General features: G+C 37.5%; 31 protein-coding genes. 4 read left to right on the top strand and 27 right to left on the bottom strand.

Annotated features, from left to right (window positions below; genetic code table 11):
• Positions 1–8: 8 nt before the first annotated feature.
• The 5 genes from glmU to ispE all read right to left on the bottom strand — a co-directional run bounded on the left by glmU (position 9) and on the right by ispE (position 4,350).
• The gene (gene glmU / locus ACFCYJ_RS19545; protein ID WP_376076007.1) at positions 9–1,379 is read right to left on the bottom strand and encodes a bifunctional UDP-N-acetylglucosamine diphosphorylase/glucosamine-1-phosphate N-acetyltransferase GlmU; all 1,371 of its coding nucleotides are present in this window, start codon (positions 1,377–1,379) and stop codon (positions 9–11) included.
• A 264-nt stretch (positions 1,380–1,643) separates the two neighbouring features.
• Positions 1,644–1,946, bottom strand: coding sequence for a septation regulator SpoVG (gene spoVG, locus ACFCYJ_RS19550; protein ID WP_376076009.1), 303 nt, complete (start codon positions 1,944–1,946; stop codon positions 1,644–1,646).
• Positions 1,947–2,222: 276 nt separating this feature from the next.
• The gene (locus tag ACFCYJ_RS19555; RefSeq protein ID WP_376076011.1) at positions 2,223–2,597 is read right to left on the bottom strand and encodes a RidA family protein; all 375 of its coding nucleotides are present in this window, start codon (positions 2,595–2,597) and stop codon (positions 2,223–2,225) included.
• On the bottom strand, positions 2,594–3,427 hold the full coding sequence (gene purR, locus ACFCYJ_RS19560) for a pur operon repressor (protein ID WP_079563681.1): 834 nt from the start codon (positions 3,425–3,427) through the stop codon (positions 2,594–2,596). Before purR ends, ACFCYJ_RS19555 begins: the two co-directional genes overlap by 4 nt.
• Positions 3,428–3,483: 56 nt before the next feature.
• A complete protein-coding gene (ispE, locus tag ACFCYJ_RS19565; protein ID WP_376076014.1) occupies positions 3,484–4,350 on the bottom strand; it encodes a 4-(cytidine 5'-diphospho)-2-C-methyl-D-erythritol kinase in 867 nt (288 codons plus the stop codon).
• A 366-nt stretch (positions 4,351–4,716) separates the two neighbouring features.
• Between ispE and ACFCYJ_RS19570 the strand changes: the two genes are divergently transcribed.
• Positions 4,717–4,893: a hypothetical protein gene (locus ACFCYJ_RS19570; RefSeq protein ID WP_376076015.1), complete on the top strand. Its 177-nt coding sequence runs from the start codon at positions 4,717–4,719 to the stop codon at positions 4,891–4,893.
• 62 nt (positions 4,894–4,955) lie between these two features.
• Here the strand turns inward: ACFCYJ_RS19570 and ACFCYJ_RS19575 are convergent, their stop codons facing one another.
• The 7 genes from ACFCYJ_RS19575 to metG form a co-directional block, all read right to left on the bottom strand.
• Entirely contained in the window at positions 4,956–5,138 is a 183-nt protein-coding gene (locus ACFCYJ_RS19575) for a small, acid-soluble spore protein, alpha/beta type (RefSeq protein WP_323651183.1), read from the bottom strand.
• Between the two features lie 113 nt (positions 5,139–5,251).
• On the bottom strand, positions 5,252–5,512 hold the full coding sequence (gene veg, locus ACFCYJ_RS19580; protein ID WP_376076016.1) for a biofilm formation stimulator Veg: 261 nt from the start codon (positions 5,510–5,512) through the stop codon (positions 5,252–5,254).
• A 157-nt stretch (positions 5,513–5,669) separates the two neighbouring features.
• Positions 5,670–6,551, bottom strand: coding sequence for a 16S rRNA (adenine(1518)-N(6)/adenine(1519)-N(6))-dimethyltransferase RsmA (gene rsmA / locus ACFCYJ_RS19585; protein ID WP_376076047.1), 882 nt, complete (start codon positions 6,549–6,551; stop codon positions 5,670–5,672).
• Positions 6,544–7,110, bottom strand: coding sequence for a ribonuclease M5 (gene rnmV / locus ACFCYJ_RS19590; protein WP_376076017.1), 567 nt, complete (start codon positions 7,108–7,110; stop codon positions 6,544–6,546). Before rnmV ends, rsmA begins: the two co-directional genes overlap by 8 nt.
• 291 nt (positions 7,111–7,401) lie before the next feature.
• Complete coding sequence (locus ACFCYJ_RS19595) at positions 7,402–8,631, bottom strand: resuscitation-promoting factor (protein ID WP_376076018.1); 1,230 nt, start codon at positions 8,629–8,631, stop codon at positions 7,402–7,404.
• A gap of 135 nt (positions 8,632–8,766) precedes the next feature.
• Positions 8,767–9,537 (bottom strand): TatD family hydrolase, encoded by a 771-nt coding sequence (locus tag ACFCYJ_RS19600; RefSeq protein WP_376076019.1) that lies wholly within the window; start codon positions 9,535–9,537, stop codon positions 8,767–8,769.
• A gap of 253 nt (positions 9,538–9,790) precedes the next feature.
• Positions 9,791–11,782 (bottom strand): methionine--tRNA ligase, encoded by a 1,992-nt coding sequence (gene metG / locus ACFCYJ_RS19605; protein WP_376076021.1) that lies wholly within the window; start codon positions 11,780–11,782, stop codon positions 9,791–9,793.
• Between the two features lie 521 nt (positions 11,783–12,303).
• Here metG and ACFCYJ_RS19610 point away from each other — a divergent pair.
• Complete coding sequence (locus ACFCYJ_RS19610) at positions 12,304–12,582, top strand: transition state genes transcriptional regulator AbrB (protein ID WP_079563673.1); 279 nt, start codon at positions 12,304–12,306, stop codon at positions 12,580–12,582.
• A 191-nt stretch (positions 12,583–12,773) separates the two neighbouring features.
• On the opposite strand, the gene ACFCYJ_RS19615 is transcribed toward ACFCYJ_RS19610, so the two are convergent.
• Both ACFCYJ_RS19615 and ACFCYJ_RS19620 read right to left on the bottom strand, forming a co-directional pair.
• The gene (locus ACFCYJ_RS19615) at positions 12,774–12,938 is read right to left on the bottom strand and encodes a hypothetical protein (protein WP_376076023.1); all 165 of its coding nucleotides are present in this window, start codon (positions 12,936–12,938) and stop codon (positions 12,774–12,776) included.
• Positions 12,904–13,056: a hypothetical protein gene (locus ACFCYJ_RS19620; RefSeq protein ID WP_376076024.1), complete on the bottom strand. Its 153-nt coding sequence runs from the start codon at positions 13,054–13,056 to the stop codon at positions 12,904–12,906. The genes ACFCYJ_RS19615 and ACFCYJ_RS19620 overlap by 35 nt, the downstream gene beginning before the upstream one ends.
• Between ACFCYJ_RS19620 and ACFCYJ_RS19625 the strand changes: the two genes are divergently transcribed.
• Complete coding sequence (locus ACFCYJ_RS19625) at positions 13,039–13,233, top strand: hypothetical protein (RefSeq protein ID WP_376076025.1); 195 nt, start codon at positions 13,039–13,041, stop codon at positions 13,231–13,233. The two genes, ACFCYJ_RS19620 and ACFCYJ_RS19625, sit on opposite strands and share 18 nt — an antisense overlap.
• Before the next feature lie 66 nt (positions 13,234–13,299).
• On the opposite strand, the gene rsmI is transcribed toward ACFCYJ_RS19625, so the two are convergent.
• The 7 genes from rsmI to ACFCYJ_RS19660 form a co-directional block, all read right to left on the bottom strand.
• Complete coding sequence (gene rsmI, locus ACFCYJ_RS19630) at positions 13,300–14,172, bottom strand: 16S rRNA (cytidine(1402)-2'-O)-methyltransferase (RefSeq protein WP_376076027.1); 873 nt, start codon at positions 14,170–14,172, stop codon at positions 13,300–13,302.
• Entirely contained in the window at positions 14,169–14,432 is a 264-nt protein-coding gene (locus ACFCYJ_RS19635) for a GIY-YIG nuclease family protein (protein WP_376076029.1), read from the bottom strand. Before ACFCYJ_RS19635 ends, rsmI begins: the two co-directional genes overlap by 4 nt.
• Positions 14,416–15,165, bottom strand: coding sequence for a tRNA1(Val) (adenine(37)-N6)-methyltransferase (locus tag ACFCYJ_RS19640; RefSeq protein WP_376076031.1), 750 nt, complete (start codon positions 15,163–15,165; stop codon positions 14,416–14,418). The genes ACFCYJ_RS19635 and ACFCYJ_RS19640 overlap by 17 nt, the downstream gene beginning before the upstream one ends.
• A 63-nt stretch (positions 15,166–15,228) precedes the next feature.
• Positions 15,229–15,585 (bottom strand): DNA replication initiation control protein YabA, encoded by a 357-nt coding sequence (gene yabA, locus ACFCYJ_RS19645; RefSeq protein ID WP_053485308.1) that lies wholly within the window; start codon positions 15,583–15,585, stop codon positions 15,229–15,231.
• 27 nt (positions 15,586–15,612) lie between these two features.
• Entirely contained in the window at positions 15,613–16,428 is an 816-nt protein-coding gene (locus ACFCYJ_RS19650) for a PSP1 domain-containing protein (protein ID WP_197142774.1), read from the bottom strand.
• Positions 16,421–17,425, bottom strand: coding sequence for a DNA polymerase III subunit delta' (holB, locus tag ACFCYJ_RS19655; protein ID WP_376076033.1), 1,005 nt, complete (start codon positions 17,423–17,425; stop codon positions 16,421–16,423). Before holB ends, ACFCYJ_RS19650 begins: the two co-directional genes overlap by 8 nt.
• 49 nt (positions 17,426–17,474) lie before the next feature.
• The gene (locus ACFCYJ_RS19660) at positions 17,475–17,645 is read right to left on the bottom strand and encodes a hypothetical protein (RefSeq protein WP_376076035.1); all 171 of its coding nucleotides are present in this window, start codon (positions 17,643–17,645) and stop codon (positions 17,475–17,477) included.
• Between the two features lie 10 nt (positions 17,646–17,655).
• Here ACFCYJ_RS19660 and ACFCYJ_RS19665 point away from each other — a divergent pair, with 10 nt between their 5' ends.
• The gene (locus ACFCYJ_RS19665; RefSeq protein WP_376076037.1) at positions 17,656–17,925 is read left to right on the top strand and encodes a hypothetical protein; all 270 of its coding nucleotides are present in this window, start codon (positions 17,656–17,658) and stop codon (positions 17,923–17,925) included.
• 133 nt (positions 17,926–18,058) lie between these two features.
• Here ACFCYJ_RS19665 and ACFCYJ_RS19670 read toward each other — a convergent pair whose 3' ends face one another.
• From ACFCYJ_RS19670 to ACFCYJ_RS19695, 6 genes are all read right to left on the bottom strand, one after another.
• Positions 18,059–18,499 (bottom strand): YaaR family protein, encoded by a 441-nt coding sequence (locus tag ACFCYJ_RS19670; RefSeq protein WP_376076039.1) that lies wholly within the window; start codon positions 18,497–18,499, stop codon positions 18,059–18,061.
• Between the two features lie 87 nt (positions 18,500–18,586).
• Positions 18,587–18,916 (bottom strand): cyclic-di-AMP receptor, encoded by a 330-nt coding sequence (locus ACFCYJ_RS19675; protein ID WP_049667342.1) that lies wholly within the window; start codon positions 18,914–18,916, stop codon positions 18,587–18,589.
• Positions 18,917–19,219: 303 nt separating this feature from the next.
• Positions 19,220–19,849, bottom strand: coding sequence for a dTMP kinase (gene tmk / locus ACFCYJ_RS19680; protein WP_376076041.1), 630 nt, complete (start codon positions 19,847–19,849; stop codon positions 19,220–19,222).
• Between the two features lie 17 nt (positions 19,850–19,866).
• A complete protein-coding gene (locus ACFCYJ_RS19685) occupies positions 19,867–21,291 on the bottom strand; it encodes an aminotransferase class I/II-fold pyridoxal phosphate-dependent enzyme (protein WP_483869489.1) in 1,425 nt (474 codons plus the stop codon).
• A gap of 76 nt (positions 21,292–21,367) precedes the next feature.
• Positions 21,368–21,904 (bottom strand): HXXEE domain-containing protein, encoded by a 537-nt coding sequence (locus ACFCYJ_RS19690; protein WP_376076045.1) that lies wholly within the window; start codon positions 21,902–21,904, stop codon positions 21,368–21,370.
• Positions 21,905–22,104: 200 nt separating this feature from the next.
• A complete protein-coding gene (locus tag ACFCYJ_RS19695; RefSeq protein ID WP_376076049.1) occupies positions 22,105–22,653 on the bottom strand; it encodes a TetR/AcrR family transcriptional regulator in 549 nt (182 codons plus the stop codon).
• Positions 22,654–22,963: the final 310 nt, after the last annotated feature.

Raw genomic sequence — 22,963 nt, forward strand, 5'->3', positions numbered from 1 at the left:
GTTGATAATTATTTTGAATTTAATTTGCTTACATAATTCGGCTTGTTTTCTTGTCTTGCACGAGCAATTGCTAGCGCATCCTCAGGAACTTCTTTTGTAATTGTAGATCCTGCTGCAATAAATGAACCTTTTCCAACTTTCACTGGCGCTACTAAGTTAGTATTACATCCTACAAATACATCATCTTCAATAATTGTTTGGAACTTGTTTTTCCCATCATAGTTTACTGTAATGGAACCACAGCCAATATTGACATTGCTTCCTATTTCAGCATCTCCAATATAGCTTAAGTGGGATACTTTCGTGTCATTACCTAGTTTACTTTTCTTCACTTCTACAAAGTTACCAATTTTCACATGGCTACCTATATCAGAAAGTGGTCGAATATTTGCAAACGGTCCTATAGCTGTGTCTTCTGCTACAGCGCTTTCACGTACAACAGAAGAATGTACAGTTGTTCGGTCACCGATACGGCTATCAATGATTTGTGTGTTTGGCCCGATTATACAATCTTCACCAATAACAGTTGTACCTTCAATTATAGAACCTGGTTGGATGACAGTATCACGACCAATCATTGCCTCAGCGCTGATGTATGTTGCTTCTGAATTAATAATTGTGACACCGTTACGCATATGCTTTTCATTAATTCTTGTACGCATTAGCGCCTCTGCTTGAGACAGAGCAACACGATCATTAACACCCAGTGTTTCTTCGAAATCTCCAGTTACATATGCTTCAACGATTTCGCCTTGTTTTTGTAAAATTTCAATGACATCCGGCAAATAATATTCACCCTGTGCATTGTCGTTTTTCACAAGCTTTAACGTCTCAAATAAGGCCTTATTATCGAAGCAGTATGTGCCCGTATTAATCTCTTTCACTAATTGCTGTTCTGCCGAAGCGTCCTTTTGCTCAACAATTTGCTCCACTTGTCCATTGTCGCCACGTAAAATACGACCGTAGCCTGTTGGATTTTCAGCAATGGCTGTTAAAATTGTTGCCTTGGCATTCTTTGCTTGATGGTGCTCGAACAAAGCTTGCATCGTTTCAGGGCGGATAAGTGGTGTATCACCACAAACAACTAATGTTGTCCCTTCTTCGCTACTTAAAATTGTCTCAGCCTGTTGTACAGCATGAGCTGTCCCTAACTGTTCAGCCTGTAAAACATACTCGCTTTTATCGCCAAGCTGTTGTTTCACCATTTCTGCACCGTGTCCTACAACCGTTACAATGCGCTTCACATCTAACGTTTGAATGTGATCCACCACATGTTGTACCATTGGCTTCCCACATACTGGATGGAGCACTTTATATAATTTGGACTTCATACGTGTACCTTGACCTGCAGCCAAAATGACAGCAAAAATGTTGCTCATCTGTAAGTCCTCCAATACGCTCATTTTCTCTTATGACTATATAGCAAAATCCATCTATTTTCAAGGCATGTTGACTTGACAAAAAGGTGAATTTCCAAATCAAATGCACCTTATGCTCGAATGTTAATATGTATGTCCTAAAAACTGCTCGTTTTCTCTTATTCTCAAAATAAAAAGAACTCTCCAATTAAGAAGAGTTCTTTTTATTTACTTTCACCATAAGTATAAATCACCGTAGTTAAATTTACACTTATTCCCTTTTAACTATACGCCAATTCCTTCGAATTCTTCTGTTTTTTCTATTGCTTCTGCATCGCTTGAATTATGATACTCGTTTAAAATAATCTCTTGAATTTTATTACGAGTAGTAGAATTAATAGGATGCGCAATATCTCTAAATTCGCCGTCTGGCGTCCGTTTACTTGGCATAGCAACGAACAAACCTGTATTGCCATCGATCACACGAATATCATGAACTACGAACTCATTGTCGAGTGTAATGGAAGCAATCGCACGCATGCGACCATCCGTCTGTACACGACGTAACCTTACATCAGTAACTTCCATTTTCTCACCACCTCTCTTCTTAGATGCCTAAATGTAAATATAATATTCATTATTACCGAATATTTTCCTTTTTATAGTCTATCAAATTTTCTAAAAAATTTGAATACTTATTAGTATAATATTTCCTTTAATTTGCTTAATTTTTGACAATTCTTTGACAGTTTAATCAATTTCTCCTTGGCGTAATTGTAGCTGTCGCTTCGCTTTCGCTACAGAAAACAAGGATAAAAAAAAGCCCACTAAAAGAGATTCTCTTCTAGTGAGCTAAAAAATTTCTTATTTAACGATTGCAATAACTTCAATTTCTACTCTAACATCTTTCGGTAGACGTGCAACTTCTACTGCTGAACGAGCAGGTTTATGATCACCAAAGTGGCTAGCATATACTTCATTCATCGCAACAAAGTCGTTCATATCCTTCATAAAAACAGTCGTTTTAACAACACTGTCTAAAGATGTTCCGGCAGCTTCTAAAACGGCTTTTAGATTTGCAAATACTTGGTTTGTTTGAACAGTGATATCACCTTCCACTAATTCACCTGTTGCTGTTAGTGGAATCTGGCCTGAGCTATAAAACATGCCATTTACAATAATTCCTTGTGAATATGGTCCAATTGCTGCTGGTGCATTTGTTGTTGCTACTACTTTCATTTGTCATTTCCCCTTTTAGAAAAATAGTTACCTTCACTTAATGCAATTGTACGGTCTTTTTCATTGACCTCATGAAGCTTCACTAGTGAGTAATAATCATCTACTAAAGTTTCGTCTGCATGCTCAGCTTCTACAAGCACTGCAATACCAGCTAGTTGGCAGTCAAACTCCTCTAATAGATTTTTCATGCCATTCATTGTACCACCGACCTTCATAAAGTCGTCAGTAATTAGCACTCGTTGCCCACTCTTCATGCTTCTTTTTGATAATACCATTGTCTGAATTCTTCTGGAAGAACCAGATACATAGTTGATGCTAACAGTAGAGCCTTCAGTTACCTTACTATCTCTTCTGACAACAACAACCGGTACATTTAAATGTCTTGCTATCGCGTGAGCAATAGAAATTCCCTTTGTAGCGACAGTCATTATGACATCGATTTGTTGATCAGCAAATGCGGATGCAAATACCTTACCAACTCGATTAATTAAATCTGGATTGCCGAGTAAATCCGTCATAAATAAATAACCGCCTGGTAACAAACGATCTGAATGCTCAAGCTCCGCCTTTAAATCATGAATAACTAAACGGACCTCGGCTTCGGACATTTTAGGAATATACTTAACTCCTCCTGCAGCGCCCGGTACTGTCATCAATAACCCGATTCCTTTTTCTTCGAAAGTTTCTTTTACAATCGTCAAATCTTCACTAATGGAAGACTTTGCAGATTGATATAGTTCAGAAAAATAAGTTAGCGGGATCAGCTGATGTGGATGTTCTAGTAAATAGTACGTCATATCAACTAGTCGTTCACTACGTTTCCATTTCATGCGACCCTCTCCTAAACACGAATATTTATAGGTAAAATTAACATAAATTTGCGGTTTTAAGCAAGCGTATTTCGCTCACCTAAAATCCGAACTGCATATACTTCTTCGCAAAAACCACGTAAACCATTATAAATGCGGCTTACTCGAGCTTCACTATCCACTAAACCGAACACCGTCGGACCGCTTCCGCTCATTAATGTCGCATCTGCTCCAAAACGCTTCATCTGTTCCTTTAACATTACTACCTCTGGATGTAGTTTAAATGTTACAGTTTCCAAAACATTTCCTAATGATGCACATAGTAGCTCATAATCTTCCGTTTCAATAGCACGAATCATTTGCTTCGTATTTGGATGCTCTAACCCTTCAACCTTTAATCCTCCATACACTTCAGCAGTAGAGACGCCTATTTTAGGCTTAGCTAAGACTACCCAACAGTTTGGTGGTGCAGGCAATTCCTGAATTTTTTCTCCACGCCCCGTTGCTAATGCCGTGCCTCCATAGACACAAAACGAAACATCTGAGCCAATTTTCGCACCTAATTCAGCTAACTCATCTATAGATAACCCTAAATTCCACAGCTCATTTAAACCCTTCAATGTAGCAGCCGCATCGCTACTGCCACCCGCTAATCCCGCTGCGATTGGTATTTCCTTTTCTATAGTAATGGATACACCTTGTCCAATGCCGTATGTATCTTTAACTAGACGCGCTGCCTGATAAGCAAAATTTCGGTGATCATTTGGTACGAAATTATCAGTCGAAATTATTTCTATTACACCATCTTCTCGAGATTCTAAACAAATACGATCAGCTAAATCCACAGTTGTCATGATCATCTCTACTTCATGATAATTATCTGGTCTTTTATAAAGCACATCTAATGTTAAATTTATTTTTGCAGGCGCCTTTACATAAAGCATCTTTCTTCCTCCTTATAGCTACACTTATCAATTACCGCCAGATCATTCAGTCGATATTCGAACCTCTCACTACCTTTACATGTAGGTGTCTTCTGTAACTGTTACAAAATATCAGTAGCTGGCGTTTATTTTCGCTATATTAAAGATTTCCTGAATGAAGATAAATCTGTCGTTCATCTTTTAATTCATTTTATTTTACCATAATGGGAAAGCGAAAATGGAAAAAAAGAACCGTATACCCCTATTTGGTGTAACGGTTCTCTTTCGTCAGTTGCGTTGTTGTGTCTACAGGAAGCTTTCATCCCTGCTAATAAAGATCAATTATGCCTCGGCATAATTGCGTCCGCCGGAGGCTTAATCCAACAGATGGCTTTTGCGCGAAAGCGTAGTGCTAACGCAGCGGCAGCAAGGTGTTTTGTCTGTGCGAAAGCGAAGCGACAGCAACAGCACGATGTTGGACCTCAGGCGTTTTCACAAGGATGTGAAGTTCTTAGCTTGAATTCCTCTATTTCAGCAGATGTTTGGACACCCGCTGAAAAGTGACTCCTCTCACCACTTATAGTGGTTTGCAGAAAGAAGTTATAATAAGTAGTCTAGTTCACAGGCTACTTATTATTCTCTTGCTCACTACTTGCTCTCTCAGCCATTTCGATGGCACGTTTGACCATATTACCGGCGTCTCGAGCTTTAATGCCGCCCCAGCCTTCTCGTTGCACAACATCATAAAATCCAAGCTCTTTAGCGATCTCTTCTTTTAAACGAGGTGACATGATACCTTTTCTAGGCATACTAAACTCCTCCTTTTACAACTGACGAATTTAGTATGCCCCAGAAAACGCAAAACACTCATGTAGTTTTAACATACATGAGTGTTTCGAAATATAGAAATAAGTACTAGAAACTATTTTGCGATAGCAGTCTTTGCCTCGTCTAAAAATGTAATCTCTACTGCTTCAGTTAAAATATCTGTGTAGCTATACGATACGCGCTTGCACGTATTGTCTTCTTGATCAAGCTCAACCACAAAGATAGCGCGATATGTCTCACGCAATACCCCTGCACACTCGATCGTTTTCTTGCGACCTCCGTTTGCTTTTAACTGCAAACGTTTACCCAAATGACAATCCAACGACTTTTTAATGTCCGCTAAAGTTTTTGGCATTTTCGCTTACACCTCACTATTTAATAGTATAAGCGACCCGCCCAAAAATGTCAATAAAATATAATATTTTATCAGCCTATTATAAATGTTGTCAACTTATTTTTCATAAAAAGACCATATTTTTTTACATATACTCAAAAAAGTTAACAAAAAATTTTTACTTTGCAAACGTAGGGTGTAGTACATCGGCTAATTTTCCAAACTCTTGAATGGTTAGGGTCTCTCCTCGACGTGTTGGTTCAATATTTACTGCTTGTAAAGCATCCATTATTTTTTCTTTGTGTACCTTACCATTTGGTAAACCCGATTGTAAATTATTGAAGATTGTTTTTCGTCTTTGTACAAACGACGCGCGAGTAACAACAAATAAAAAATCCTCATCAATTACTTTTACTGGAGGTTCATCATGTTTAATAAGACGGATCACTGCAGAATCCACATTCGGCTGGGGCATAAAAACAGTTTTCGGCACTGTCATGGCAATATCAGCTTTCACATAATATTGAATCGCAATTGATAAAGAACCGTACTCCTTCGTTCCAGGTTTAGCCGTAATACGCTCTGCTACCTCCTTTTGCATCATGACAACAAATCCGCGAATTGGCAAACGATCATTAAGTAATTTCATTAAAATCGGAGTCGTCACATAATAAGGTAAATTCGCTACAACCATAATATCCTCAATACCTGGCATCTCTTCCTGAATTACCTTAGCAACATCCGCCTTTAAAATGTCTGAATGTACAATCGTAACATTATTATATGGACTAAGCGTGTCTTCTAATACAGGTAATAATCGCTGATCAATTTCAAAAGATACAACTTTTTTTGCACTTCTCGCTAAATGCTCTGTTAATGCTCCAATGCCAGGACCAACTTCGATTGCACCACTATTTTCAGTTAAATTTGCGTGACTAACAATATTTCGCAAAATGTTCGGATCTACTAAAAAATTTTGACCTAAGCTTTTTTTGAATGAAAATCCATATTTTTTTAAAATTTCTTGTGTTCTAATGGGTGTTGCAATATCCTTATGCATCATTTTCCTCCTGATCTACCTGTGCGATTGCCGCACCAAATTGCTTTTCTGTAATTTGAAACATTTTTAATCTTTTATGAAGTTGTTTACCGTTTGTTGCACCAATATTCAAAATTTCTCCAAGACGATCACGACGAATTTTCGCCTGTGGATGACCAATTAAACGTGCCATCATTAAATCTTCGAGCGTAATGTTATCAGTGGTTGGCTCAACATCATTAGGGGTATAGACATGCCGTAGTGCCTCGCGTATATCTTCATCTGCTGCATGCTCTATGCCAAGTCCTTTACCGTTTTTCGCAATTGTTTTTGCTTTTGGTAAAAAAGCGTGTGTTACACCTTTTACATGCTCCTCGATAATGGCACGAATTCGACGTCCTGGATAATCTGGATCAGTAAAAACAATAACACCTCTTTTATCCTGTGCATGTTGAATTCTCTTCAGTGTTTCCTCTGAAATCGCCGATCCATTTGTTTCTATTGTATCTGCTTGTACAGCTCGCTTAATAGCTGTTGTATCATCTTTTCCTTCAACAACAATGATTTCTTTTATTTGCAAAAAGGCTCCTCTTTTCTACCTTATCTTCAGACCATTTTACAACTGCACTGTATGATTGTACAGAAATACACGGCTACTCATCTTCTTATAATTTTCTCCCTCGACTATGCTATTGCTGGTACTTTCTCTTTCAAATAGACCGTGCAGTTGATGTTACAGCTTACTTTATGTAGATACGACTATATTTTATCCTCCAGTACAAATTACTGAAAAAAGATAAAAAAGCTTTCCCGCCAGTCAAAACAGGAAAGCCAATAAGTGAAAAACATTTTGATTAATTTTACAATTTTTTTAATTTAATACTTTTATACGAACTTTTCTTACTCCCCAAGTACTAGCTTGAGATTCCGTTTGTACAAGTATGTCGATCTTATTACCCTTAATTGCACCGCCAGTATCCCCTGCTATAGCTGTTCCGTAGCCTTCAACCCAAACTTTTGAGCCAAGCTTAATAACAGAAGGGTCTACTGCAATTACTTTCAATCCAGAGCTTGATCGTAAATCAATGCCAGTGGCAGATGTCCCTGAGCAGCCATTACAATAAGGTGTATAGGCTGTTGCCGTTACATAAAATTCTTTACCGCTAGCTGGCTCTGTTGAACCACGTGATACAGTCGATGCAGTCGATGCACTAGCTACAGTTGCGACTACAGCTTTAGTACCTACTGCAACCACTTGCGTCTGCGGTTCTTTTACAACATTTTTAGATTGTAGATTTTTAGCTACAACTTGGCCGTTCTCTTTAACGATTTCATACGTTTTAGTCATTAAACCTTTTTGGCCTGCTGTTACAACTTTTTGTTTTCCTTTTTGCAATGAAGCATCCTGCTTCTTTTCAATTGTGAAATCTAAAGAGTCTTCCACTACATCGATAACCTTTTCTACGCGAACTACTGTGATTTTACTCTGTGGAGTGATTACGTCCTTCAGGTTATTCTCGACACGATCGAATTCGTTTAACTGAATTCCTTGTTGTTTTAAAAAGTTAGCGACCGTAGTCGAAGTGGACCATACTTGTCTTTTGTTTACGCCATCGACAAGTGATACTTGAAACGCTTTTTGAATATCGATCTTGTTGTCTGCTCCTATTTCTGTATCTACGCCTTGTTTTAAAGAATCATGCTCTGATACTTCAATATTCGCTTCTTTCAAAATGTCTTTCACTTGTGTTTCAGTTGTCCAAACTTTTGACTGATTTCCATCAACTGAAATAGTTACTTCTTTTGCCTGTTCCCATGAAATTGCTAATCCATTAACAATTTTGGTGTTCAGAGAGGGTGATATTTTGTCATGCTCTGCTACGTCTATATTTTGACCTTGTAATAATTGTTCTACAGTTTTGGCATGTGTTGTTACTTCGATTGCTTCTCCGTTCGCATCAAGCGTTACGGTTTTTTTTGTACCTTGATAAAGTACGAATGAAATTACAGATACAAACAGAACAAGTGAAATAATACTTATTACTGTTTGCTTACTCCTCAATGATCCTAAGAACAAGTTTTTCATGGAATTATTTGACATGAAAAAACGCCTCCTTAATACAAAGTTGGATTATACGTACTAGATTTGGCACTGTCAACCCGAATGTATTTCTAAGAAAATTGACATCGCTATTTTGGCCAACCACAAACCTAGTATTGGAGGCGTCTCAGCTAGTTAATTGTCAATCTTAAAAATTTTTTTCGCATTGGCCGTCGTTACCTGTGCAATTTCCTCAATCGTCAATCCTTTTAAACGTGCAATTTCTTCTGCAACTAACGGTACTAAAGCTGGCTCATTACGTTTTCCTCGATATGGATGTGGCGCTAAATACGGTGCATCTGTTTCGATCATTAAATGCTCTAATGGTATTTCTGTCGCCACTTCCTTCGGCATTCGTGCGTTTTTAAATGTCACTGGCCCACCAAGACTAATCATAAAATTCATAGCAATACATTCATGTGCGGTTTCCACACTGCCACTAAAGCAATGCATAACGCCTCCCACGGAAGCTGCATTTTCTTCACGTAAAATTTGTACAACATCTCCAGTTGCATCCCTGTTATGGATAATGATTGGTAAATTCAGTTTTTGCGCCAAATGAATTTGCTTGCGGAAAAGTGTTTGTTGAACATCTTTCGGTGATTTATCCCAATAGTAGTCCAACCCAGTTTCACCAATACCCACTATTTTTGGATGTGCTGCTAATTCCTCAATCCAATTTAAATCCTCTTGTCTACAATCAATGGCGTCAACCGGGTGCCAGCCTATAACACCATAAACAAAATCATATTGTTCAACCAGTTGCATTGTTTTTTCAATGGTTTTGCGATCGAAACCAACAACAACCATCGTTTCTACCTTGGCCTCAAGAGCTCTATCTATAACCTCTTGTAAGTCTTCTTCATACTGATCTGCATTTAAGTGTACATGTGTATCAATGAACATCGTCATTCTCCTAACATAGATTTTATTAAAAATTATTATTTCATATTTTGCATAAGTGTTACAAATTTGTTACAAACAATTTAGTATTATGACATTACACATAACCCTAGACCCCTCGTCTATTACTATATACCTAAAAAAATCTATTATTTACTGTGCATAAATTATTTCAAGATAATAAATCACCCATTTTTCTAACGGATTTTAAAAGCCTGCTGAATTTTTTTCATTCAGCAGGCCTTCCTAAAATTTTTTACTTTACTTTTGCACCATTCTCTAGTTTTGAATCGACCGATGCTAATTTTAAAATTCCATCTTTTTCACCAGCTAGAATCATTCCTTGCGATAATTCACCGCGTAATTTAACTGGCTTTAAGTTAGCGACTACAATTACTTTTTGACCAATTAATTCATCTGGAGAATAGAACTTTGCAATACCTGAAACTACTTGTCGTTGTTCATATCCTAGATCCACTTGAAGCTTTAATAATTTGTCTGCTTTCGGAATGGTTTCACATGCAGTTACAGTGGCTACACGTAAATCTACTTTCATAAAATCATCAATAGTAATTTCAGGAATTTCTGGAATATCCGCAGCTTTTTGCTCATCTTTTGCTTCTTCCACTTGCGGAGTTTTCACTGAACCACGCATTTCCTCACGAATATACGTAATTTCAACTTCACTTTCTAGACGAGGGAAAATCGGAATCCCTTTTTCTACCACTTTAATGTTTGCTGGAATAGTATTGCCGAATGTTTCAATTGTTTCCCATGCTAAGAATTTGTCATCTAACCCCAATTGTTCAATAATTCGCTTAGGAGTAGATGTCATAAATGGTTGTAACATGACAGCCATTTGGTGTAAACTTTCCGCCAAATTTCGCATAACAGCGCCTAATTTTGGCTTATCTGTTTCCTCTTTTGCTAGCACCCATGGTTGAGTTTCATCTATATATTTATTCGTTCTCGAAACTAGCGTCCATAAGTCGGCTAATACGACACTAAATTGCATTTTTTCCATACTTTCTTCATATTTAATACGTACCGATTCAGCCTGTCCTTTTAAAGCTGCATCAAACTCTGTCGACTGAAGATTTTCAGTTGGAATAATACCATCGAAATATTTATTAATCATTGAAATAGTACGATTCAATAAATTGCCTAAATCATTTGCTAAGTCGAAGTTTGTACGTTCAACAAAAGATTCTGGCGAAAATACACCATCAGAGCCGAATGGTAACTCACGCAATAGGAAGTATCGTGTCGCATCTAAACCATAACGCTCTATTAACATTTCAGGATAAATAACATTGCCCTTTGATTTAGACATTTTACCGTCTTTCATCATGATAAAACCATGGGCAAATATTTTTTTCGGAAGTGGTAAATCTAGTGCCATTAAGAAAATTGGCCAATAAATAGTATGGAATCGAACAATATCTTTACCAACTACATGTACATCTGCCGGCCAATATTTATTGAATAGTGTTTCATCCTCTGAAAGATAACCTAATGACGTTATATAGTTAGTTAAGGCATCTACCCATACATAAATTACATGTTTAGGATCTCCAGGAACTTTGATGCCCCAATCAAATGAAGTTCTTGAAACAGATAAATCTTCTAACCCTGGTTTAATGAAGTTATTAATCATTTCATTTTTTCGAGATTCAGGCTCAATGAAATCAAGGTTTTCTTCATAATAAGCTAATAGACGATCTGCGTATTTCTTCATATTAAAGAAGTAAGATTCCTCTTTAACCTTGTGTACTGGACGACCACAGTCTGGGCAGTTACCATCTACTAATTGTGTCTCAGTAAAGAATGATTCACATGGTGTACAGTACGAACCTTCATACTCACCTTTATAAATATCACCATTATCTAAAAACTTTTGGAATATCTTTTCGACAGTTTTCGTATGACGCTCTTGCGTTGTTTGAATAAAGTCATCGTATGAAATGTCCATTAATGCCCAAAGTTTTTTCGCAGCATCTGCAATTTCATTCACGTATTCTTGAGGATGTTTGCCCGCTTCAGCAGCTTTTTCTTGAATTTTTTGCCCATGCTCATCCATTCCAGTTAAAAAACGTACATCATAACCACGTAAACGTTTATAACGTGCAATTGTATCTGATGCTACAGTTGTATACGCAGTACCAATATGGAATTTCCCACTTGGGTAATAAATAGGGGTTGTTATATAGAATGTTTTATTTTTTTCGCTCACTAGAACTGCCTCCATTGTTTCACAGTATACTATCTATTCTAACTAAGTACGAAATTCGTTTCAACTTCTTTCAGCAGGTGTCCAAACACCCGCTGAAATAGAGGAACTCAGGCTAAGACCTTCACATCCTGTGAAAACGCCTGAGTGACAGCAACATCGGTGCTGTTGCTGTCACTTCGCTTTCGCACAAAAAACATCTGCAGGCCTAAGCACAAAGCAGATTCCAGACGCAATTATGCCGAGGCATAATTGATTGAAAGTTTATCGTACGCGAAAAATGTCGAATAATATAATCAATCCATTTAATGTCTTTAATAAGAAGCTTTTTTACTATAAATAAAAATATATAATAAAAACCTTTTAAAAAAACCAAAATATCTGTTTTCTCCTCAAAAAATTTTTTCAAAACAATATTATTAGTGTATTAATTAATTGACGTTTATGGCATTACTTGGTATGATAACTATCAGACAAGGAATTATGTCGAAATTTGACGAAATACCAATATAACTTTTAACATTAGGAGGAAAAATATTATGAAATCAACAGGAATCGTTCGTAAAGTCGATGAATTAGGTCGTGTAGTAATTCCAATCGAACTACGTCGTACATTAGGTATTGCAGAAAAAGACGCTTTAGAAATCTATGTGGATGATGACAAAATCATCTTAAAAAAATATATGCCTAACATGACATGTGCTGTAACTGGTGAAGTTTCTGATGATAACTTCCGTCTAGTTGGAGGCAAATTAATTTTAAGCCCTGAAGGCGCAGAAATGTTAGTGAATGAAATCCAATCTAACTTAAAAAAATAATTTGATATACACCTAAATCAAACACAGTGATTTGGGTGTTTTATTTTTTGTCAATCTCCTTGGCTTAATTGCGTCTGGAGTCGTTATCTTCATTTAATAGAAGATAACTATAATATACCCAATTCTTGAGTCCCTTATATTGTCCAGGTCAGACCTTTTATGATTAAGGATACTATTTTTTACAATTATTATCAATTCATATGATTTATATGCTCCCCACCATAATGTGGGGTTGATTTCCGTTCCGGCTGGGCGCTTTGTAGCTGACGCTTTGCTTTCGCTACAGAAAACATTTGTTGCTGACGCTTCGCTTTCGCACAGTTAAAACATTTGTTGCTGACGCTTCGCTTTTGCACAGTTAAAACATTTGTTGCTGACGCTTCGCTTTCGCACAGTTAAATCATTTGTTGCTGACGCTTCGCTTTCGCACAGAGCAAAGCTTCCTGGGGGCGTCCGATGAGCCGCTTGGGCCAACAGATGTTTTTTGCGCGAAAGCGAAGCGGCAGCGGCACCGAAGTTGGTCACGAAGGCGTTATCACAGGACGTGATGCTTTTAGCCTTCGTTCCTCTATCCAAGGAGTCGCCCAGCCTCCACTCCAATCAACTGATATGGCATGCGTTTTAACAATTGTCATCCCGAACTGTTGGTAATGAGCCACTAATTTGATTAGATATACAAAAAAGAGGTGCCTTATTTAGGCAACCTCTTTCTTTCCATTAACTATGGTATTCATTATAGACTTCTCGCTTCGCTACTTGACGTAGTTTTGCTACTTCCTTGATAGCTTCTTTTGATGTAACACCTGTATCATTAATAATATAATCGACATGTTCAACGACAGACATTGTCATCCAATAGGCTTCTTCACTATTTTCTTCCTCGGCATTGTCGTTTCCTTCAAGGACAATACAAAATTCCCCTCGAATTTCCTCTGTTTGTGACCATACCACTGCTTCGGCCAACGTACCACGTAAAAACTCTTCGAATTTTTTAGTTAACTCGCGAGCTAATACAATTCGACGATTACCAAGAATAGATTCCATATCTTTTAAAGTGTCCTTTAAACGATGAGGAGCCTCATAAAACAAAATAGTTTCCTGACGTTTTTTTAGTTGCTCTAATTGCTGTCGACGGTCCTTTTTTCCTCGATTTAAAAATCCATAAAAGAAAAATGGCTGGGGTGTTAATCCAGAAGCGATTAATGCTGATATTGCAGCATTGGGACCTGGCACCGGCACAACTGGAAAGTCTTGCTCGATTGCTTTTTCGACTATATCCGCACCAGGATCAGAAATACAAGGTAGACCTGCATCACTAACTAATGCAACTGTTTTTCCTTCACGTAAGAAGGCTAATAGCTTCTCTCCCCCCACCTCTAAATTATGTTCATGATAGCTTATCAGTGGTGTTGCTATATCAAAGTAGTTGCATAGCTTTTTGGTATTACGTGTATCCTCGGCAGCAATAATATCTGCTTCCTTTAAAATACGTAGCGCACGCACACTCATATCCTCTAGGTTACCAATAGGTGTTGCAACTAAATATAAACAACCTGTATGATCGTGCATTGTACTTTTTTGAGATTTCATGACTCATCCCTCCTTATATATTTCATTTTTTGCGTGCGTGTTAGCTGTTTAAAAGCATATTCTGCACGCATCGCCTCTTGCTTCGTATCGAATTCCTCTACATAAATACATTCCACTGGTCCTCGTGCTCTTGTATATTTTGCTCCCTTGCCAGCATTATGTACAGCGACACGCCTGTCTACATTATTCGTGTAGCCAGCGTAAAAGGATTGATCGGCACATTCTAACACATAAAAATAATGGTTATTGTTCTTTTCCATAAAGGATTTCTCTCACTTCTGCTGTATATTCATTATCCGCATTATACACATACAGGGGTGGTAATATTTTTAGATCTGGTTTACCGTCTTTAATCCCTTCTATTAATAGTGTGTTGGCCTCCTTACCTTCTTTCGGGTAAATAAGTTGCATACGTTTAGGCTCTATACGGTTTGCCCGCATTGCCGTAACAATATCTAATAGCCGACCCGGACGATGAACAAAAGCGGCCTTTCCGCCCTGTTTTAATAATTTACTTGCAGATTGTATTGCTTCCTCTAACGTTAAATATAGTTCATGACGGGCAATAGCGTAATGCTCACTTAAATTTTTATCACTAGCTTCATGTGCTAAAAAATATGGTGGATTACAGGTTACAACGTCATATTTTTCAATACCAAGCTCCTTAGGAATTTCCTTCACATCACCAAGGACCATATGAATTTGCTCTTCTAACTTATTGTAACGGATACTTCGCTCAGCCATATCAAATAAACGTGGTTGAATTTCTACTCCTGTAATATGTCCCTTTGTTCTGGCACTTAGAAAAAATGGGATTACACCATTACCTGAACACAAATCAACAATTTTCCCTTTATGGTATGGGACATTGACAAATTTCGAAAGTAGCACTGCATCCAATGAAAACGAAAAGACAGAGGGGCTTTGAATAATACGTAAATTCTCAGCCAATAAATAGTCTAACCGTTCGTCACCTCTCAACCAATCTTCCATGTTTCCTCCTCCTACTATACAAAACAAAAGACTGACACCACTAAAGTGGGAATCAGCCTTCTATTACACATTTTGTTTATTTAAAAATGATAGACAAAACAGACAGTCTTCACCTTTACGTGAACTTCCGAAATGAACATGACAAACATGGAAGCCTTCATGGTATAAACGTGCTAGGTTATCATAACCCTCGCCAATATCTAACGGATTCTCTTTCTTCTCATCAGTAGCTTGTACAGAGTTTTCATTAGAAAGTAGTTCTTCTAGACGTGTACGAAGGTGATGATTTTCTGTTTCGAGAGTCTTATGCTCCTCCATCATTAACGCTACAAATTGTTTCAATGCACCAAATTGCTCCTGCATTGCTTCGAGCTGTTGTTCGAACTCCATAACGGTATCTAAGAAATTACGGTCCTTCACCCAAGCCACCTCGTTCAATTCTCTATCTTATATAAGATTTTTTTCGCATGCTAGCAGTTCTTCTAGTGTATACTCGACTGTACGCTCCTGCTCATGTAAATATACTTGAATGAGTCTCTCCAGTACATTTAAACCTACAACTTTACCACGGCCATCTGGTGTCATCGTCAATTCACCAATGTCTGGCATGCCCTCTTTCGCTTCCTCATATTCATCATTTTCATATTTCAAGCAGCACATTAAACGACCGCAAAGACCTGAAATTTTGGATGGATTTAAAGATAAGTTTTGATCTTTAGCCATTTTAATAGAAACCGGCTCAAAATCTCCTAAAAATGTAGAGCAGCAAAGCATCCGGCCACATGGACCAATACCACCTAACAACTTCGCCTCATCACGTACACCAATTTGACGAAGTTCAATACGTGTTCTAAAAACCGAAGCTAGATCTTTTACAAGATCCCTGAAATCAACGCGTCCTTCAGCCGTAAAATAAAAGATGATTTTATTACGATCAAATGTATATTCAACATCAACGAGCTTCATTTCTAGATTATGCTCAATGATTTTTGTACTTGCTAGTTCAAATGCGCGTTTTGATTCGGCGGCATTTTCCTCTACTTGAATACGATCACGTTCATCCGCTGGTCGTAGAACTTGTTTAAGTGGTAAAACAACATCATTTTCCTCAACCACCTTTTGAGGGACAACTACTTTACCATATTCTACACCGCGAGCTGTCTCTACAATGACATATTGACTGTCCTCTAGTAGATATGATGCTGGATCAAAATAATATATTTTACCCGCTTTTTTAAAGCGGACACCCACTACATTATACAAATGTATACCCCTCCTGCAGATTTAGCATTAACTGCTCCATCATTAACGTCCTATTCATGTTACGCTGTAAAGATGAACGTGCCTGTAAAATAGACTCCATTTGACTAGATAGACGTTCATAAGTCGAATGTAACGCAGCTTCTTTAAATGTCTGTAACATGTCTGGGTAAGTACAAGCTGATTCGGGATTAGCTTTTATTGACACTATATCACGGTAAGCAAATAGTAGTAAATCTAATGCCTGCTCCATCTCGCCTTTTTCTTTAAACAATGGCAACCATTCTTCATGTACAACAAGCATTGCTTCATGTACGTTCTGACGAATTGCCTCTACTAATTTTAACACTGTTTTTCGAGCATGTGCAAACTGCTCATCATTTGCTAAAATCATAGCTGTTTCGAGCTCGTTCGTCATCATGCTCACTGTAGAAGCCATCGAGTAAGCAATATTGTTATCTTGTAAATGCTTTAACAATATGTGTCGAGGCATTTTTTGAAATTTAATATGCTGGCAGCGAGAGCGAATCGTTGGTAAAATTGACTGCATTTGCTCCGTTAATAAAATCGCAGTTACCTCACCATCAGGTTCCTCTAAAAATTTAAGTATCATGTTTGCAGATGCAATATTGAGACGGTCTGCATGATGAAGTACATAAATCTTACGTCCCTCTTCAACACCCATCATCTTCATTTCTGCAATTAATTCACGTATTTGATCAATCTTTATAAATTGACCCTCTGGATAAATTTGATGAATATTTGGATGATTACCCGAATCAACACGTCTGCAATTTCGACATGTTTCACATGGAACATTTTGATTTGGATGCTCACATAACATTAATTTGACAAAAAACCGCATTATATCAGCTTTGCCTGTCCCCTTTTCGCCATCAAAAATGTATGCATGTGCTAATCTATTTTTGTCAAAAATCGTTTGAAGCTGCTTCATTACGACTGGTTGCAGTGTGAATAGCTCTTCAACATTCTTGGCCATATATTCAAATTCCTTCCTATATCAATTACACTCATAGCATAATTGTTTCCTATTGCTCAATTTTATGGATCATCACCAAAACGTGTGGTTGATTTCCGTTCCGGCTGGGCGCTTTGTTGTTGCTGTCGCTACGCTTTCGCACAGATAAAACAATTGCTGACGCTTCGCTTTCGCGCAGAGCAGAGCTTCCTGGGGGCGTCCGATGAGCCGCTTGGGCCAACAGATGTTTTTTGCGCGAAAGCGAAGCGGCAGCAGCACCGATGTTGGTCACGAAGGCGTTATCACAGGATGTGATGCTCTTAGCCTTCGTTCCCCTACTTGCTCGCTTCAGGGTCTCGGGCCAACAGGATGTTGGTCACGAAGGCGTTATCACAGGACGTGATGCTTTTAGCCTTCGTTCCTCTATATCGCTAATCCCCAAGGAGTCACCCAGCCTCCACTCCAATCAACTTATTTACATAGTAGACGTTTTAACAAAAGTCATCCATAAATTTTGGTGATGAACCAATTTTATTACAGAAATATCTGCGGTTTTAGAGCAGATAGATTAGTTTCATGTCATTCAGCAAATAAATTTGGCAGCTGAATAGATTTGAAAAAAGCCCGCGCCTACAAGAGAACGAGACACGGGTTTTACATATACAAATTAATTAATAAGCCTTTAATCTCACCGATTTTATCGAGAAGATCAATTGCTTCCTTTTCTTCATCTAAAATATCTTGCGCAATCTCTACAAGACGCGTATCAATAGTTTCGATAATTTTTAAGCGTCTTCCTTCACCAAAACGATTCCATGTATGCGATTGCTTTAAATCCATACCATGCTCTACTGTTTCTTGTAGGAATCGTTTAACAAGCATTTTAAAACGAGCAAGCTCTCGTAAATTACGTGACCTTGCAACACGGTCACCTGCTGTAGAAATATCCCCTAGCAATCGTGTAAGCTGTTCAGTTTGCAATTTGGTGCCTTGCTTGACGACCATATCTCCAAATCGGTTATTTTGATTATTGTTATGCAGTGGTTCTTTACGATTAGTATTTAACCCGACACGTATATCTTGATTGATCTTCAAGCTTTTTCGCCCCCACTTGCTTTCTTTATCAAATACACAAAAGCTAAATTATAATGTGTTTTACTTCCCATTTAACGTGGCAATGATTTAAAAATGATGGAACTGTTCAATTGGTAATACAAAAACTGTCGCTCCACCTACCTCTACCTCTACAGGATAAGGTATATAGGAGTCTGTATTCCCGCCTAATGGCGAAACAGGTGCAACCATTTGTTCTCGTGCACGACAATTATCACGAATAATATCTAAAACTTTGGGTATGAGAGAGTCTTCCGTCCCAATAAGAAACGTCGTATTTCCAGAGCGTAAAAATCCTCCAGTGCTCGCTAATTTAGTTGCGCGAAACTGATTTTTTGTTAAAGCATTCGATAAACGGCTGCTATCCTGATCTTGCACTACAGCTACGACTAACTTCATTCGCACTCACCCCTTTGATAAAATTCATCTAAATAGATTTTAGTTACCTTTTATCAATTATGCGTCAGCATAATTGTGTACGGATTCGGCTTTGTGCACATGCCCTCTTTCCGATTCCGTGACATACGTTAGAGTTCCCCTGTTTTTAGTAGCTGTTTAGAACATCTACTAAAATAAAACCACATCTTCATTCATCTAAAAACATTTGCTGCTGTCGCTTCGCTTTCGCGTAGAAAACATTTGCTGCAAGTAAGATTATAGATGTTACCATTATATCACATTGTGGTAGACAACTTCATGCATTTACTGTATTGCTCCATATATTAATGACCATACATCTTCAACAACACGATCAATATTTTGGTCCGCATTGACGACATGTATACGCTCAGGATAACGCTCCACTAGTTGTAAATATCCTTCCCGAACCTTCTTATGAAAAGCTAAACTTTCAACATCTAAGCGATTTACTTCTCGCTCTCCATGTGCATGAATACGTGCCAAGCCAACCTCTGGTGCAAGGTCAAATAATATTGTCATATCGGGTAACTTCTTACCGATTGCAAACTCATTAATGGATAATACTTCATCAACACCGATACCACGCGCATATCCTTGGTAAGCTAACGATGAATCGATAAAGCGATCGCAAATAACCATTTTACCAGCATCCAACGCAGGTCGTACTTTTTCAAAATAATGCTGACTTCTCGCCGCTGCGTATAATAACGCTTCTGTACGCTCATCCATGGCTGTATGTTCAGGGTCTAAAATAATGCTCCTAATTTTCTCAGCAATCTCAATACCACCAGGTTCTCTCGTTGCTAATACATCCATATTTTCTTCTGCAAGTCGCTCAGCTATTTTTTGAATGACTGTCGTTTTTCCAGCACCCTCTGGACCTTCAAATGTAATAAATAAATTGCAATTCATGCTGTTATTGCCTCCAACTATTTAATGATCTCAATCATTTTTTCTTCTAAACGGTGATTTCCTTGGAACGTTGCACCAGTAGCCAGTAACTCCTCTAACTGACTCAGCTTTGCTACTGTTATTTTTTCGCCTGGAACAAGCAATGGAATGCCTGGTGGATAAGGAATAATCATGCTTGCAGAAATACGTCCCATAGTTCGCATATACGGTAACCACTCTTTTTCCGCCTTTTCAATTTCATCAAATGTATAGGATAGTTCCGTAATGGCTACAAAATTATAGGCCGTTTGTGAAGCAGTTTCTATTTCCGTTTTTGGTGTACTTAATAACAATGTTATAGCATCCTTAATACGGATTCGTATTTCTGCAAATGGATAGTTATGCCCTTGTTTCAACAAAGGTAGCACAAGCAATACTTGATTCGTATCTGCTAGTTCTGCATATACGTGCTTTGCTTCTAATGCTTCTTGTAATTGAAAACCGCTATAGCCTTCAACCCGTAACAATAATTTGATAGGGTCGTCTACCTCAATAACTTCCAAAGAGCCAATACCTCGTAATGCCTCTACCCATTGATTCCTTTTTTCTATTATATATGCACCATCACTCTCCATATATGTCTGTATATAATAGCGTGCATCATCTAAAGAAGCCAATAAAAGATAGGATGGGCTGCTAGATTGTAGCATACGTAAATAGTGATTTATTTTGTCGACATCGATTAAGTCAGAATTAACATGCATAAAGGATGCCATTGTCATGGCAGGCAATGTTTTATGTGCAGACTGAACTACTATATCTGCGCCAAATGTCAATGCTGATGGTTGAAACAAGGTACATGCACTAAAATGAGCTCCATGTGCTTCATCCACTAAAACAGGTATACCTTTTCCATGACAATACGCAATCTGCTGCTGTATTTCTTTAGATGTCATACCATAGTAAGTAGGATACGTTAAAACTACAGCGCGAGCCTCTGGATAATAATCAACTGCTTCTTTTAAATCTTTATAAGAAACATGCGTTGCCGTTAATGTACGTTCATCCCATAGCGGTGAAATAAATATAGGCTTTGCTCCAACAAGCTCAATTGCGTGAAATATAGACTTATGTGCATTACGTTGGACAATAATCGTATCACCTTTTTTACATGTAGCATAAATCATCGCTAGATTTCCAACTGTAGATCCACCTACTAAAAAGAAGCTCTTCATCGCCCCATATGTATCCGCCAACAAGTTTTCTGCCTCTAATATCATTTCCTCTGGGTGATGTAAGTCATCAAGACCTGATAATTCAGTTACATCATATCGCATTACATCTTTAAAGGGCTGCGGAAGATGGGATAGTTCTCCGTGCTTATGCCCTGGTACATGAAAGGAAATATTTTGTTGTTGTCGAAAGCGCTCTAACCCTTCTACAATCGGCTTTTTCTTTTGCAAAACAAACACCCATTTCCGTTATATTCTTATTTAATTATAACACTTACGTTACAAAAAAATTTGTTCAATGGATATTTCATATAACCTTTTTCCCGATCCAATGTGCTAGTAATGCAACAGGGATCAATAAAAGACAAAATGGCAAGCAAACGAAAATAATGTTCCATGTTATGACTTGATTAATTAATAACGAACGATACAAAATTAAACTGTATGGAATGACGATTATCAAAGATGTGAGTGCACCGGGTGTAATGGAACGAAGAAAAATAGACTGTGCAAGGTGCGTGAACGCATGTAGAAAGTAGGTTAGCGTAGCAATAGTGAAAAAGTAGATATCTCCAAATGGGCCTTGATTCACATATTGATTTGCTACAAACGTGGAACTACTTACAAACACAAATACTACGATTACTGCTACGGCAAACTGTGCTGTCGACATCGAGAACTGTTGCATAACCCGATTAGCAATTTTTTTCGGCAATCTTTCATACAAAATCGTAGAATTCTTCTTTAACCACTTTTCAACCATAATAATTTCTTCAAAATCATGGAGAATAAACATAATAGGGAATAGCCAAATAAGTGTTTGAATACCTATCCATTGTTCCATAATGATCCCCCCTTTTTAAAATATATTGAGTAATTGCTCAAATGTTTCTCAAAAAAAAATAACTCATCACCATAACGTGTTGTTGATTTCCGTTCCGATTGAGCGCTTTCCTGGGGGCGTCCAATCTTCACTCCAATCAACTTATATAAATGGCTTATGTATTAATCATCCACAACTTTTGGTTATGCAAAAAAATATACTTAATGTGTTTTTTGCATTCCTTTTAAAATAAACATTGCTATCTCCTCAATATAATGATTATTTTCAATTGGCATTTTATCTATTTTTCTTTCTTCAACTAAAACATGCGTTAATATTGTTGAAAGAAACATTGAAGCTGCCGTTTCTATTGTCCTTTTTTCGACAGTACATGAAGAAGCTCTTATCAAAAATGAACGGGCCTGTTCACCCATTGTATTTATAAAATCCACAATATCCTTACTAGCATTCGTGTTCATCACTATTTCTGGGGACCAAATAAAAGTTAAAAAGCTTTTATTACATGATAAAAAATTGGCATATAATTGGCCAAATCTAATTAAAGCCGGATATGGCTCCACCTTTGAAAGTTCTTTGATCTCATTTTGCAGAGAGCCAATAAATGAAAATTTATGAATAAGATAATTAAGAAGTTCATTTTTATCTTTAAAATAATAAAATATAAGTCCCTCTGCTACTCCGCTCTTTAATGCTATTTCCTTAGTGGTCGTTGCGGTAAAGCCCTTTTTAGTAAAAAGCTCTAATGACACTTCCAAAATTTTATCCTTCTTTGATATCAAACCTTTTCACCTCTGATTTAATTTTGAGTATATACTCAAATATAAAGGTCAAAAAATGAATTATCAAGTTATTCCAGATAATGAACCCGAAATAACTTAGGGTTCATTTCAGTTCCAACTCATTAACGTTTAATAAATATCATCTCGAATTCTTAGTGATAAGCCATAAAAAAAGATCATTGCATCTATAATATGTACCCTTTGTAAAGGACATTTTAAAAAAGGTTAGGCAACTTTCTGAAGCTGCTGTCTGTATTTTGCAGGCGGCAGCTTATTTAAA

It is taken from the genome of Lysinibacillus sp. NPDC056232 (assembly GCF_042267565.1).
Classification (GTDB): Bacteria; Bacillota; Bacilli; order Bacillales_A; family Planococcaceae; genus Lysinibacillus.